The following is a 14,072-nucleotide window of genomic DNA, read 5'->3' as shown; positions in this document are numbered from 1 at the left end:
ACAAGAGGTAATCTACAGCTTTTCTTTGAAATTTCCTAAAACAGATTCAATTGTCTTTTCTCTTTCTTAGGGGCTGCGGCTACATCTCCGTTTTGTTCACTTTCTACGGACAACTCTGTCTCAGGTTGTAAAGGCAGAATATCCAAGTTGATTTCCTCACCTGAAGCGTAACCTAAGGCAATTTTCTCACTTACTTTTGTTTCTACCTTTACAGCTTTTATTGTTTTAGTGCTATTCTTTACCTTAGCAACCTCCACTACTTCGGCCTGCGGAATAGTCACCCCAAACACTTTAAAGTAATTCAGTTTGTTGCCCATGGCGCGCCAGCCCTTTACGTCAATGAAATCACTCAGCAGCAAAATCTCTGTTTCTTTCTCAGATTTCTTATCTCGCTGGAATTTAATCTCTGCTTTAGGCGCTTCAGCTACCGAGGCGGCTAACAGCTTAGATCCTTTAGACTCACTGATGAACGTAAAGCGCTTACCAACCGTGGTGGTTTCCACCTGGAACCGTTTCACATAGGTCACCTTGGTTTCACCTTCTGTATACACCGCAGACACCACCACTTCTGGTGAGAACTTATGAATGGTCTCTATGTTGGCAACATCATAATGGTTGGTCAGGTCAAATGAAGTCAACTCATACGATCCATCCTTGAACAGCACCAGAATGGTATCATCTGTATTGAAGCTTCCCAGGTATCGGCCCCGGTTCTCTGTGTTCAAGCGGCCAATCACCTCATCATAGTAGATCTCACGACCACCGCGGGTAGACTCACCCAGGGCTTTCTGTGTCACCTTTTTGATAGGATACTTAGTCACAATGTTTCCTTGTGAGCCTTTTCCTTTAATCAGCAGTTCTGCAAAGTCAAAGTCAAATTGCTTCACGCGGGCCGTGCTGGCGGGTTGCAACTGAATGCTCACCAATTCAGACTCAGAATTAGGGTTGGCCGTCAGGTAAATCACCTTGGAGTTCTTTTCGCCCTTGGTCAGGTCATACTCTTTGTCACGAGTGATGGAAGTCACAGCAAAACGCTTAGCGAAAGCAATACCGGTTTTCCCATCCACATAGATCATGTTGTAGACCATGTGCTCATCATTCTTGTTGTACACGCCCACGTGAATGATGTCCTTGCCCATGAAGATTTTATCTGTGATCTTAGACACCATGAACTTACCGTCCTTCCGGATGGCAATGATGTCATCCATGTCTGAGCAGTCACATACAAACTCGTCTTTCTTGAGGCCATAGCCTACAAAGCCGTCTTTGCGGTTCACGTACAGCTTCTGGTTGGCAATGGCTACTTTCTGAGCAGACACTACATCAAAGGTTCTGATCTGCGTTTTGCGCTCTTTGCCTTTGCCATATTTAGCCAATAAGCCTTCAAAATAACTGATAGCATAACGGGTCAGGTTGGCCAGGTTGTCTGCCACCTCAGCCATCTCGTCTTCCAGCTTCTTGATAAACTCATCAGCCTTGAAGGCGTCAAACTTAGAAATGCGCTTGATCTTAATTTCCGTCAGGCGAATGATGTCCTCTTGGGTTACTTCGCGGCGCAGCATGGGCTTGAACGGATCCAAACCTTTGTCAATGGCTTCTAAAACGGCCTCCCAAGTTTCACATTCTTCAATGTCACGGTAAATGCGGTTCTCAATGAAGATTTTCTCCAGGCTAGACTGGTGCCACTTGTCTTCCAGCTCGCCCATTCTAATCTCCAGCTCACGCTCCAGCAACCTTACGGTTTTCACGGTAGACATGCGCAGGAGGTCATCTACGTTCAAGAAACGGGGCTTGTCTTCAATGATCACACAGGTATTGGGTGATATAGAGACCTCGCAGTCGGTGAAGGCATACAGCGCATCAATGGTCAAGTCAGGAGAAATCCCGGGTGGAATGTGCACCTGAATCTCAACCGCCGCCGCAGTATTGTCCACTACTTTCTTGATTTTGATCTTATTGTTTTCGCTGGCCTTCACGATAGAATCCATCAAGGCCGTGGTAGTGGTACCATAGGGCACGTCTCTAATCACCAACAAAGACTTGTCTACCTTCTCAATTGTAGCGCGCAGGCGTATCTTACCGCCTCTGCCGCCGCCGTTGTAGTTGGTGAAATCACCAAGGCCACCGGTAGGAAAGTCTGGGAGCAACTGCGTTTTGCGGCCCTTCAAAACATCAATAGAACCTTTGATGAGCTCTCTGAAGTTGTGGGGCATGATCTTGGTAGACAAACCTACCGCAATCCCCTCCACGCCCTGAGCTAACAGCAATGGGAACTTTACAGGCAAAGTAATTGGCTCGTTCTTACGGCCGTCATAGCTCAACTGCCACTCAGTAGTCTGCGCATTAAAGACCACGTCTAAGGCAAACTTGGTCAGGCGGGCTTCAATGTAACGTGGCGCGGCAGCGCTGTCACCAGTGCGTACATCCCCCCAGTTTCCCTGCGTTTCAATGAGCAGGTCTTTCTGGCCCAGGTTCACGATGGCATCACCAATAGAAGCATCCCCGTGCGGGTGATACTGCATGGTCTGCCCTATCACGTTGGCCACTTTGTTAAAGCGACCGTCGTCCATTTCTTTCATGGCGTGCATGATGCGGCGCTGCACGGGCTTGAACCCGTCTTCCAGCGCTGGCACGGCACGTTCCAGAATTACGTAAGAGGCGTAGTCCAGAAACCAGTTCTCGTACAAACCAGAAACAGAGGTAATGTCATGGATGGTCTCTTCGCCCTCCAGTTCAGTGCCCAGTTCTAAGTTGTTCTCGTTTTCCAATTCTTCGTTAAGCATAAACCTCTTCTACTATATCTTTTTCAATCTTCAAATTCTCAATGATGAATTGCTGGCGCTCTGGGGTGTTCTTGCCCATGTAATAGGAAAGCACTTTCTGGATGTTCTGCTCCGTCTTGCCCATGATCACCGGCTCCAGCCTGATGTTGTCGCCGATGAACTTGCCAAACTCATCTGGAGAAATCTCCCCTAGTCCTTTAAAGCGGGTGATTTCAGCACTCTTGCCTAGCTTGCGCATGGCGTTCTGCTTCTCCTGCTCATTGTAGCAGTAAATGGTTTCTTTCTTATTGCGCACCCTAAACAGAGGTGTTTCCAGAATATACAGGTGACCGTTCTTCACCAGGTCAGGGAAGAATTGCAGGAAGAAAGTCATGAGCAGCAAGCGAATGTGCATACCGTCCACGTCAGCATCTGTGGCCACCACCACGCGGTTGTAGCGCAGACCTTCTAAGCCTTCTTCAATGTTAAGGGCGTGTTGCAGCAGGTTGAATTCTTCATTTTCATACACTACCTTCTTCTTGAGGCCAAAGCAGTTCAGAGGCTTACCACGCAAGCTGAACACGGCCTCCAACTCTACGTTTCTGGACTTGGTGATGGAACCCGATGCTGAGTCCCCCTCTGTAATGAACAAGGTAGTCAAGGCTTCCTTCTCCAGGTCTTTGCTTTCCGCGAAGTGGAAGCGGCAATCGCGCAGTTTTTTGTTATGCAGGTTGGCTTTCTTGGCGCGCTGGTTGGCTAGCTTCTTGATGCCTGCCATGTCCTTGCGCTCCCGCTCACTCTGCTCAATCCGTTTCTTAAGCGCTTCGGCTACCGCTGGGTTCTTGTGAAGGTAGTTGTCCAAGTGCTCTTTTACATAGTCATTCACGAAGTTGCGGACGGTAGGTCCCTCGTGCGCAATGTTAATTGAGCCTAGTTTGGTTTTAGTCTGACTTTCAAACACCGGTTCCTGCACGCGTATGGCAATAGCGCCCACAATGGAACCTCTGATGTCTGTAGCGTCATAATCCTTCTTGTAGAACTCACGCAGCGTCTTCACCACGGCTTCTCTGAAAGCGGCCAAGTGCGTACCACCCTGGGTAGTGTATTGGCCGTTCACGAAAGAATAATACTCCTCACCGTAGTCATTTCCGTGAGTTAGAGCAAATTCTATGTCCTCGCCTTTCAGGTGAATGATAGGATAGCGCATGCTATCTTCATCTATCTTGCGGGCCAACAGGTCTTTCAAGCCATTTTCTGACAAGTACTTCTGTCCGTTGAAATGGATGGTAAGACCCGCATTCAGGTACACGTAGTTCCAAATCTGGTTTTCAAGGAACTCCGGAATGAAATGGTAGTTTTTGAAGATGGTGTCATCTGGCACAAAGGTGGTGGTGGTACCGTTGCGCTGACTAGTGTCCTGCAAGGCCTCATCATTCACCAGTTCGCCGCGCTCAAACTCCGCTACTTTGGTTTTGCCGTCGCGCACCGATTGGATTCTAAACTGAGAGGATAGGGCATTTACCGCCTTGGTACCCACCCCGTTCAACCCCACAGACTTCTGGAAGGCGCGGCTGTCATACTTACCCCCGGTGTTGATCTTACTCACGCAGTCAATCACCTTGCCCAACGGAATACCGCGGCCGTAGTCGCGCACGATTACTTTATGATCAGAGATTTTTACCTCAATGGTTCGGCCAAACCCCATCATGTGCTCATCAATGGAGTTGTCAATCACCTCTTTCACAAGAATGTAAATTCCGTCGTCAGGCGATGAACCGTCACCCAGCTTACCAATGTACATACCCGGGCGTAGCCGGATGTGTTCACGCCAGTCAAGGGAACGAATGCTGTCCTCGTTGTAATTTACGTTAATCTGTTCTGCCATGGGGCACTTGGTTTTAGTAGAATTCGGTAAAATAAATGAAAAAATGCGTGTACTTTGCCATGCCTGGCACAAGGAGACCAATTTTTCCGTCAGCTGCTTGCAGGATTCAGGGCCCAATTAAGACGAAATATTGGTTGCCAAAGCACTTGGCAGGGCTCCCTTTTGTAACCAAATATAGGGCTTTGCAGTTCATTCAAACAGAGAATCATTGCTTATTTTTTTAGCATATTTTACGCTTCTATTCTAACCCTTTCTATTAGATTGCTAATTTGTTTAGCTTTTCTTGAGTATACACCTCTACCTTAACACCTTACCCGTTAGCTGCTGTCCATGGAAATAAAACTACCCGCCTACTTTAAATACACCGTCATCTTGCTGGGGCTCTTTCTGCTGCTGTATTTCATGCAGACGTTCAAGTCCATCTTGATTCCTTTGAGCTTTGCTGGATTGTTTGCGCTTCTGCTGCTCCCCATGAGCGTGCGGTTAGAGCGGCACATGCCCCGGGCCGTAGCCATTGTCTTGAGCCTTGTCCTGGTTATTTTGGTTCTGGCACTTATGGTGTATTTCTTTTCCATCCAGATTGGCAGTTTCTCCGCTGAACTCAATGACATATCCGCTAAGCTGTCTATTCTTATCTCCAAGATCCAGATGTTTTTGCAGGACAAGTTTGGCATAAAGCCCACCAACCGCTCTGAGTTTCTGGAGAAGGCCTTGGGAAACATAAGCCAGACGGGTACCGCTTTCCTGGGCAGCACAATCTCGCTTACTACCGGCGCCCTGACCGTAGTGACTCTGATTCCCATTTATGTGTTCTGCATGCTGTACTACCGTGACCATTTGCGGCAATTTGTGTTTCAGTTCATTCCGGTGGCCAAGCGTGATACCATCATTGTGACCATTGACAACATACAGCAGGTGGTGCAGAGCTACATTTCAGGCTTGGTGATTGTGATCGTGATTGTGGCCATTCTCAATTCCATTGGGTTGTTCATCATGGGCATTGAGTATGCCATCTTCTTCGGGGCCTTTGCCTCTGTGCTCACGGTCATTCCCTACATTGGCATCATGCTGGGAGCGGCGCTGCCCGCCTTGTACGTGCTGGTAAACACGGGCTCTGTGACCACCATGCTCATTGTAGTGGCTATTTTTGCGTTTGTGCAATTTCTGGAAGGCAATTTCATAACGCCCAACATTGTAGGTTCAAAGGTGAGCATTAATCCGTTTGCGGCCATCATTGCCTTGATTGTGGGTGGCGAAGTCTGGGGAGCAGCCGGCATGATCCTTTCCATCCCGCTCATTGCCATCCTGAAGGTTCTGCTGGATCAGTACACTCCACTTAAACCCATTGCCTTCTTGCTAGGTGACATTCATCGCGAGCCGCGTGAACTGAAACTGATTAAAAAACTAAGACGGCAGCGAAAAGCGTAATGGCTTCGTTTTTGGCCTCTTTTCCAGGAAACTGCCAAAAAACGGCGTAACCAATTGTATTCTAATTAGTAAAACTAGACAGGCTTTGCTTGCTCTTTCACTTGGAGCAGCCAGGGAACAAATTGTTTTACCAACCAAAATACGACTATGAATACGCCAAATGATAAAATCATCAACACCTTAAATGACTTGGTAGCCACTGCCCGCGACGGTAGAAAAGGATATGAGACGGCCGCCGGTGCGGTTGACAACCCCAGAGTGAAATCAGAATTAGAGCGATTGGCCCAGCAGCGTGCCACGTTTGCCAGCGAACTGGAAAGCAAAGCCCAACAATTGGGTGGCAGCACATCTAACACCACCACCGTAGAAGCCGTAGCCATGGAAGCGGCCGGGGCCGTACACCGGGGCTGGATCAACTTGAAGTCTGCCGTGGGCGGCAATGACAGCAAAGCCATCTTGAGCGAATGTGAAAACGGCGACGAGGCCGCTTTGAAAGCCTACAACAACGCTTTACAGGAACCTTCCTTGCCCATGGACGTAAAAAACATCATCCAGAAACAACAGCAGGAGATTCAGGCGGCCAAGCAAACCATCACCAGCCTGAAACAAGGCATTATGTAAGATTTGGAAATATAGTACGTCTCCCTTAGAGACAGAAAAGGCAGCTTTCGGGCTGCTTTTTTTTATGCTTTTCAGCTATTTTCTATTAATATCAATATGAAACGATATTCACCTGAAAGCGGTTATAATCCTAGGCGGAAGCACCGCCATGTTTCACCAATCTATTTTGCGTGTACGCCATAATTGACATAGAAACCACCGGCAGCCAACCCTCAGACGACAGAATCACCGAGATTGCCGTCTTTATACATGATGGGAACGCCGTGGTAGACCAGTATACCACCTTGATCAATCCGGGGAGGCCTATCCCCTTCTTCATCTCGCAACTCACCGGCATCACGGATGAGATGGTGCGCGATGCGCCCAAATTTCATGAGGTGGCCAAGGAGATTGTGCAGATCACAGAAGGCAAGGTGTTTGTGGCCCATAACGTGCGGTTTGACTACTCCTTCCTGAAAAAAGAATTTTCTGACCTGGGCTTCAACTTTCAGCGCAAAACCCTTTGCACCGTTCGGCTTAGCCGCAAGCTCATGCCGGGCCTGCCCTCGTATAGTCTGGGTAAGCTCTGTAAAAGCATTGACATCCCGTTGCGCATGCGCCATAGGGCTATTGGCGATGCAGAGGCCACTGCCGTTTTGTTTGACCGTTTGCTCAAGATTGACCAGGCCAAAGTAGACGCTGACCAGGATGATAAGCTGGACAACACCTCGGCGGTCACCAAAGAAATCAAGACCTCCTTGCTCCCGCCCGCCATCTCCCGCGAAATGGTGGACGCCCTCCCTTTAGAGGCTGGGGTTTATTACTTTCATGACGAGCACGGCGAGATTATTTACGTGGGTAAGAGCAAGAGCATCAGGAAGAGGATCATCCAGCACTTCAGCATTGACTTTAAGAGCAAGAAGTCCATTGAGTTTAAGAACCGCATTGCCAGCATCACATATGAACGTACCGGTAGTGAGTTGGTAGCCTTGCTGTATGAGTCTGATGAGATCAAAAAGCGCAAGCCTTTTTATAACCGCGCCCAGCGCCGAAGCGTCTACCATTCCGGCATTTTTTCCTACACTGACCAGAACGGGTATCTAAGGCTTACCTTCCAGAAGGCCAAAACTGAAAAGGCTCCGGTAATTACGCTGGCCAACCAGTTTCAGGCCAAGAACTTTTTGTTTAGCCGCGTGGCCAAGTTCAACCTCTGCCAGAAACTCTGCGACCTTTACAAATCCAATGGGGCCTGCTTTGACTACCAAGTGCACCAGTGCAACGGAGCCTGCATTGGCAAAGAATCTCCCGAGGAATACAACAAACGCGTGCAGTTGGCCATTGACGCCTTTAAGTATGACCATGACAATTTTGTGGTCATAGGCAAAGGCCGCGAACCAGAAGAAAAATCAGTGGTGGTGGTGGAGAACGGCTGCTACCGCGGGTTTGGGTACATAGACGAAAGCTTCTGTGCTTCTACCTTGCAGGATTTTCTGGACGCCATTAAGCCCTACAATGACAACAAAGACACCCAACAGATTTTGAGGGGATATTTGAGAACCAAGCACCAGGACAAGGTTTTGGTATTCTAGATCCGTTTTTGGGCTATTTCTCAGAAAACAGCCCAAAAACGGATGTACATCAATGAAGTCGGTGCCGTAATAGCCAGCCTTTGCCGCTAAACTCCTGCGCAGAGGGCGAGTGTTCTTTTCTATCCACGCCTTTGACTTTGGGGTACTGGTTGCCGTCTTCCTCGTCCATGAGGAAAATGGTCTGGCCGGTTGGTTTCCAGGCTTCCCCGGCTTTCAGTTCATCTTCTCCCTCGCCTCCGTACAACCGCACCTTAATTTTGTTTTTACCGGCACCCTTCAACACAAACGTATCTTCCTCGCCTAATCCATAGATGTCTAAGGATTTGGTTTCCTGGGGGTAGAAGTTTTTCTGGTGGATTAAGTGCAGCGAATCCTTTTTGCCTTCGGAGTAGAATTGTACCAGCAGATTTCCGTTTTCCTGCAGTTCCAGGTGAAATACATCTTCTTCATCTGTGCCGGGCAAAAGCACCTCTTGGTTGATGAGGGCATAAAACGCGTTGGAGGCTTCCAGCAAATCTCCTCTTCTCTCCTTCAATTTATTTGAAAACTCCTTTGCAGAAAGGGCTTGAATCTGGGCCGGCCATTGGGCTATGGCTTGGTCAATGACCTCATCAGATAACCTGGTTTGCAGCTCTCGGGCTACTTCCTCAAAGTCTTGTTTGGTCAAGTAGGCTAGAAAATATGCGTCCATTCTCCTGGAGCTTTTGGTAAGGCCTTTGACGTTGTTGTGACTGATGGTATGGTCAAAGCTCTGGTAGTTGGCCTTGAACAAACTGATGAGCGAGGTGAGCACCCCGTCTTTGAACTTAAAGAAGGCATGGTCCCGGTCTCTGGGAATGGGCTCCAAGTTGATTTGCTTGCCCTTTTTTTGTTCGCCCCAACGCCATTGGTCTTCTCTGCGGCTCCAGTCACTGAGCCACATGTCAAACAGCCTGGACCGTAAATACCGTTTGGCCTCTACCTGGTAGTTGGTGTTTTTGAATAGATGCCCAAATGCCTTTTTGGAACTGATTACTTCTTTGGGGTTGCCAAAACTGGCCAACTCCGGCCAGGCGCCATCGGGCCGTTCTTCCAATAGCGCCATCTGGCCGGCAAACTCTCCTTCAAACTCTCCCAGCGCCTTGTCCTGGGCAATGTACACCAACTGTGGGTTGGTATGGTACACTTGCGCAGCCTGCGCCAGGGCAGGTACAATAAAGGCACCGTACGGGTGTATGACGCTGGTCTGGTCCCGCATGAGCGTCGCTACAAACGTCTTCCGCCAGAAATCCGGCAGTGCCCGGGCTGGATCCTTGTCTATGGACCTCAACACGAATTCATGGCCGTTCTTGTCCTCTAAGCGCAGCGTTCTGGTTTGGAAACTTCCGCCTTGCTCTAAAGGAATAAGACCGCCTCGCATCTGGTCCAGCCGAAGCACCGGTACCGGCACCGGTTCTGCCCACACTTTCCTATAGTGACTACCCCACCAGAACCGGTGGAACGCGTTTTTCAGGTAATGTGGGCCGGCGGCTTTTAAGATGGTAGAATCTGAAGTAGACTGAGCTGAAAGGGACTGCATGCTTCCTCCGGTGAGAAGAAACAACAGCCCAAGCGTGGCAAGCCGGCCAGGACGCCGGAACAGAGAAGAAAGTACGTTCATGAGTTCGTCCTTATACCAGAAACTACCACCAGAAGTTATAGGCGTTTCATTCTTGCCCGCCTGCCAGGGAGTAGAAAAGCCGGCTTCCATGGCTTGTAGACAACCTTTGTAGGGGGTTAAAAGTATAGGTATTGGCTTATATAGTACAAATGCTCAAATACCTACCTTCCATATTATTGTTGGGACTGCTCTCTGCGGGGTGTGCCAAAAAAAACTATTTTCAGGAATCTGCCCTGGTAGGCGATGTGGGGTATGAACCTGGCGCCAAATGGGATTCTGCCTTGGTCACCGCCGGCCGCCAGTATCAGAAAAACGGTTGGCACCGCCTGTGGTGGGGAAAGCACTACCGCCAGGTATGGGCCCAACCAGTTTCATTACCTGTCTTTGACCTTGATAAAATGCACGGCGGCCTCACTCCTGCTGAATTGGGCGGCGGTTTTCAAACCACCAGCCTTACTCTGGAGAATGACGAAGGCAAAAAATTTGCCCTACGCTCTGTAGACAAAAACCCAACCGACGTGGTACCGCCCCTGCTCCGGAACACTTTTGTGGCCAACATTCTAAGAGACCAGACTTCAGCTATTCACCCGTATGGCGCGGCCATTGTTTCTGCTTTGGCCATTGGCGTTAAAATTCCGCATAGCCACCCCCGTTTTGTGTACGTACCCAAAGGCGTGAAAGGCCTGGGTGAAAACGCGCCTGAGTTTAGAGACCGGGTCTTTTTGCTGGAAGAGAAATTTGAAGGCGAAGAATCTTTGACCAAGTACTTCGGGAAGGCGAAAGACTTGGTAGACTCAGAGGATTTTTTGGAGAAGCGCTTCTCTGAGCACGGACACCTGCCAGACCAGAAAGCCTTTGCCAAAGCCCGCCTGTTTGATGTACTCATTGGGGATTGGGACCGCCACCAGGGCCAATGGCAGTGGGCCGTGTATGAATCTGCGGGCAAAACCACCTATGCACCCGTTCCCAAAGACCGCGATCAGGCCTTTTTCAAGTTCAAGGACGGCATCATTCCCTGGCTGTTCAGCAGAAGTTGGGCACCGCTCAGCAAAATGAAGACTTTCACGCCAAAGGTCAACTCTGTGAAAGGCTACCTGCAGAATGCCCACTTCATAGACACGCAATGCCTCAATGAGGTTACATTGGAACAATGGCAAGCCCAAGCCACCGACCTGCAAAAGCAACTAACAGATGAGCTCATTGAAAAAGCGGCGGCGGCCCAGCCTTTGGCAGCCTATCAACTTACAGGCCCTCAGATTGCCGCCAAGCTAAAAAGCAGAAGAGAACAGCTGCCTCAATTAGCCAAAGAAATGTATGACCTCTACTCCCGTCATGTGCTCATAGGCGGCACGGATCAGGAAGAGAAATTTGAAGTAGAACGTTTAGAAGACGGCTCTACCAAAGTGCAGGTGTATCAGGTACCGGAAGACGACCAGAAAAAGCCGGTACTCATGTATTCCCGCACCTTCCATCCTCATGAAACCAAGAGCATCACCCTCCACGGCCTGGGCGGGAAAGACGATTTCACCTTAAAAGGAAATGCCAAAAAAGGCATCTTAGTGAACATCTATGGCGGCGTGGCAGAAGACGACGTGAAAGATGCATCTGCCGTAGCGGGCCTCAGTAAAAAGACCAGGGTCTATGATACGCGCATTGGCGTAGAGGTTGAAAAAAGCAAAGAAACCAAAGTCAAGAAAACCAGAGACGTCTCCATCCACGCCTTTGACCGTGAGGGATTGTAATTTAGTTGAAGTTCGTTTTTGGGGTGTTTTCTAGGAAATAGCCCAAAAACGCCTCGCATCTCCTCCTTCTCCATAATTTGTAAAACTTGCTTGTTCCATGGCATAAGCGTCCGCTTGTGTCCGCACGCATTCTGCCTATGTCATTCGCAGGAGACAAGGCAGTGCCATTGTCTCTACAAATTTCTTCTTCTGCGCTCCTATTTTGTCATCCTGAAAGGATCTAGGTAACAAGCTAGACAGACGGATGAGGAAACGCTACTACAACTTGCAATAAGTGTGTGGAAATTTGGAAATTTGAAGACGTGGAGGTTTGCAAATTGTGAATGGGAGGGAATAAGAAACTAACTCTCCCGCAAGTTTGAGCGAAGCGGCAACTTGTGGGTAGCATTGAGGCAAGTTTACAAACTTGTGTTGATGATGAAAAGGTTAGAATACGGCTCCCGCAAGTTTATAAACTTGCTCCATATATTGCTCCAAGTTATAAACTTGAAGCAGCTAGATAGTGGCCTTTAGCCTCGGATTGTCTAGCTAGCCACCAAGATCTCCCGGCACAAGCCCGTGATGTGCCACTTCCAGGATGACAAATTAATGAGTGATTAAATGGTTGAATAGTTGGAAAGGCTTAACGGTTAAGGTGACTTAATTCTTAATTCTTTTCTTCCACCAGCTATTGTCGCGGCCTTTGTGGTAGCATTGGAAGCCGTTTTTAAGGAGGGTCTTCTCTGAGGCGGTGTTGCCGGCTTCGGTTTCTGCCAGCACTAGTTTTATGTTGGGGTGGTGTTGGCACCAAGATAAGAGGGCTCCTACGGCCTCGGCCATGATGCCGCGCTGTTGAAACGCATCATAAGTGCCATAGCCAATCTCCACTTGTCCATCTTCGTCTGGGGCGCCTTTAAAACAGATGTCACCTACCAGTACGTTCTCCTCTTTCAAGACAATGGACCAGAGCGTAAAAAAGTAAAAGGCATCTGGGTGCTGGGCCACAAGGGGAATGAAATGCTCTTGCAGGCCGCTTTGTAAATCTGGATTTATTTCCTTCATGGAATACCCCACGCCCATCTGCCTTTCCAAAGAACCATCATTCAGGAGATACAGATCCAACTGCTCCCTGGAAAGCGGAACTAACCGCAACCGGTTGGTTTCTACCGCAGAAATCACTTCTTCCATGTAAGTAAGGCTGTAAAATAAAATAGATACGTTGCCAAAGCTCACCCTCGTTTTTGGCTTCTTTTCCAGAAAATACCCCAAAAACGCAATTCTTACTTATTCACCTCTTTCAGCATTCGCATCACAAACTCTTCAGTGCGGGAAAGATAAGGGTTTTCCTTTCTCTTTCTGGCGTCATGCTTGCGGAGGTAGTCAATGAGTTTGTCTTGTTTGAACAGGTTGACAACTTCTGGGTGAATGTAATATTTGCTGCAGACGGTGGGCGTATTGCCCAGTTCTTTGGCTACCATTTTCACGGCTTCCTTTACAGAGGCTTCTTTCTCAATCTCGGGGTTTTCTTCCAGCACGTTCTCCAGGCATTCTACCATGGTCACGGTGCCGCCCCAGGTCCTGAAATCCTTGGCCGTGAAATCTTCCTCGCTCAAAGAACGCAAGTAGTCGTTCACGTCGCCAGACTCCAGGGTTTGCCGCTGCCCGTCTTCGTCATAGTACTGGAACAGGTCGTAGCCCGGAATATCCTGGCACTGTTTCACCAGGCGGGCCAGCCTTCGGTCCTTGATGCTAATCTCATGCTTAATGCCCTTCTTGCCCACAAACTCCAACTTGAGCAAATCACCTTCCACTGTGGCATGGCGGTCCCGCAAGGTGGTCAGTCCGAACGACTTGTTTTCCTTGGCATAGGCCTTGTTCCCAATCCGGATGAAAGAGTTGTCCAGCAGTTCCACCACAATAGCCAGAAGTTTGCGCTTGTTCAGGTTTTTAAGCCGAAGGTCTTTCTCTACCTGTTCCCGTATGCCGGGCAGCGCCTTTCCGAAGGCGATCATGCGGCCAAACTTGTTCAAGCTTCTGCTCTGCTGCCAATCTGGGTGGTAGATGTACTGCTTCCGCCCTTTGGCGTCGCGGCCCGTGACCTGGATGTGGCCGTTGGCCGAGGGAGAAATCCAGACATCGGTCCAGGCCGGCGGAATCACCAGTTTCTCCAAACGGGCCAGGGTTTTCTCATCGGTTATTTTCTCGCCTTTGGCAGAGAAGTATTCGGTCTTTTTGCCTTTCGCTTTTCTGGTGATGCCCGGTTTGGTGTCTGGCAGGTAGCGCAAGCCGGCTTGTTGCGCAGAAGCAGCCACGTCTGCGTACAAAGCCCCGGCAGTTAGAGTTTTTTCCATAGATAAATGAGGAATATCTTCTTTTAAACTACCATTGGCGGCAAAGGTTATAGCTGTTCGTTTTTAGCCTGTTTTCTGAGAAATACGCCAAAAACGG

General features: G+C 49.0%; 9 protein-coding genes. 4 read left to right on the top strand and 5 right to left on the bottom strand.

Annotation, left to right across the window (positions count from 1 at the left end):
* Window positions 1–35: 35 nt before the first annotated feature.
* Both GU926_RS02155 and GU926_RS02150 read right to left on the bottom strand, forming a co-directional pair.
* Window positions 36–2,783, bottom strand: coding sequence for a DNA gyrase/topoisomerase IV subunit A (locus tag GU926_RS02155; protein WP_160688584.1), 2,748 nt, complete (start codon window positions 2,781–2,783; stop codon window positions 36–38).
* Window positions 2,776–4,647 (bottom strand): DNA topoisomerase IV subunit B, encoded by a 1,872-nt coding sequence (locus GU926_RS02150; RefSeq protein WP_160688582.1) that lies wholly within the window; start codon window positions 4,645–4,647, stop codon window positions 2,776–2,778. Before GU926_RS02150 ends, GU926_RS02155 begins: the two co-directional genes overlap by 8 nt.
* A 330-nt stretch (window positions 4,648–4,977) precedes the next feature.
* On the opposite strand from GU926_RS02150, the gene GU926_RS02145 reads away from it, so the two are divergent.
* From GU926_RS02145 to GU926_RS02135, 3 genes are all read left to right on the top strand, one after another.
* Window positions 4,978–6,075 (top strand): AI-2E family transporter, encoded by a 1,098-nt coding sequence (locus GU926_RS02145; RefSeq protein WP_160688580.1) that lies wholly within the window; start codon window positions 4,978–4,980, stop codon window positions 6,073–6,075.
* A gap of 147 nt (window positions 6,076–6,222) precedes the next feature.
* A complete protein-coding gene (locus GU926_RS02140; protein WP_160688578.1) occupies window positions 6,223–6,696 on the top strand; it encodes a ferritin-like domain-containing protein in 474 nt (157 codons plus the stop codon).
* A 170-nt stretch (window positions 6,697–6,866) separates the two neighbouring features.
* Window positions 6,867–8,264 carry an exonuclease domain-containing protein gene (locus tag GU926_RS02135; RefSeq protein ID WP_160688576.1) on the top strand — a complete coding sequence of 466 codons (1,398 nt, stop codon included), beginning with the start codon at window positions 6,867–6,869 and terminating at the stop codon, window positions 8,262–8,264.
* 49 nt (window positions 8,265–8,313) lie between these two features.
* Here GU926_RS02135 and GU926_RS02130 read toward each other — a convergent pair whose 3' ends face one another.
* Window positions 8,314–9,993, bottom strand: a complete 1,680-nt coding sequence (locus GU926_RS02130) for a hypothetical protein (RefSeq protein ID WP_160688574.1) — start codon at window positions 9,991–9,993, stop codon at window positions 8,314–8,316.
* 59 nt (window positions 9,994–10,052) lie between these two features.
* On the opposite strand from GU926_RS02130, the gene GU926_RS02125 reads away from it, so the two are divergent.
* Complete coding sequence (locus GU926_RS02125) at window positions 10,053–11,645, top strand: hypothetical protein (RefSeq protein ID WP_160688572.1); 1,593 nt, start codon at window positions 10,053–10,055, stop codon at window positions 11,643–11,645.
* Window positions 11,646–12,284: 639 nt separating this feature from the next.
* Here the strand turns inward: GU926_RS02125 and GU926_RS02120 are convergent.
* Window positions 12,285–12,812 (bottom strand): GNAT family N-acetyltransferase, encoded by a 528-nt coding sequence (locus GU926_RS02120; protein WP_160688570.1) that lies wholly within the window; start codon window positions 12,810–12,812, stop codon window positions 12,285–12,287.
* A gap of 92 nt (window positions 12,813–12,904) precedes the next feature.
* Window positions 12,905–13,975: a DNA topoisomerase IB gene (locus tag GU926_RS02115; protein WP_160688568.1), complete on the bottom strand. Its 1,071-nt coding sequence runs from the start codon at window positions 13,973–13,975 to the stop codon at window positions 12,905–12,907.
* Window positions 13,976–14,072: the final 97 nt, after the last annotated feature.

Origin of the sequence: Nibribacter ruber (genome assembly GCF_009913235.1) — a bacterium.
GTDB classification, from domain to species: domain Bacteria; phylum Bacteroidota; class Bacteroidia; order Cytophagales; family Hymenobacteraceae; genus Nibribacter; species Nibribacter ruber.
This window is presented reverse-complemented; position numbering and strand designations above follow the sequence as displayed.

Bases quoted from the DNA above. Each gene is read 5' to 3' on its own strand.
- GU926_RS02125 (WP_160688572.1), top strand. From the start codon at position 10,053: ATGCTCAAATACCTACCTTCCATATTATTGTTGGGACTGCTCTCTGCG.
- GU926_RS02120 (WP_160688570.1), bottom strand. From the start codon at position 12,812: ATGGAAGAAGTGATTTCTGCGGTAGAAACCAACCGGTTGCGGTTAGTT.
- GU926_RS02115 (WP_160688568.1), bottom strand. From the start codon at position 13,975: ATGGAAAAAACTCTAACTGCCGGGGCTTTGTACGCAGACGTGGCTGCT.
- GU926_RS02140 (WP_160688578.1), top strand. From the start codon at position 6,223: ATGAATACGCCAAATGATAAAATCATCAACACCTTAAATGACTTGGTA.
- GU926_RS02130 (WP_160688574.1), bottom strand. From the start codon at position 9,993: ATGGAAGCCGGCTTTTCTACTCCCTGGCAGGCGGGCAAGAATGAAACG.
- GU926_RS02150 (WP_160688582.1), bottom strand. From the start codon at position 4,647: ATGGCAGAACAGATTAACGTAAATTACAACGAGGACAGCATTCGTTCC.
- GU926_RS02155 (WP_160688584.1), bottom strand. From the start codon at position 2,783: ATGCTTAACGAAGAATTGGAAAACGAGAACAACTTAGAACTGGGCACT.
- GU926_RS02145 (WP_160688580.1), top strand. From the start codon at position 4,978: ATGGAAATAAAACTACCCGCCTACTTTAAATACACCGTCATCTTGCTG.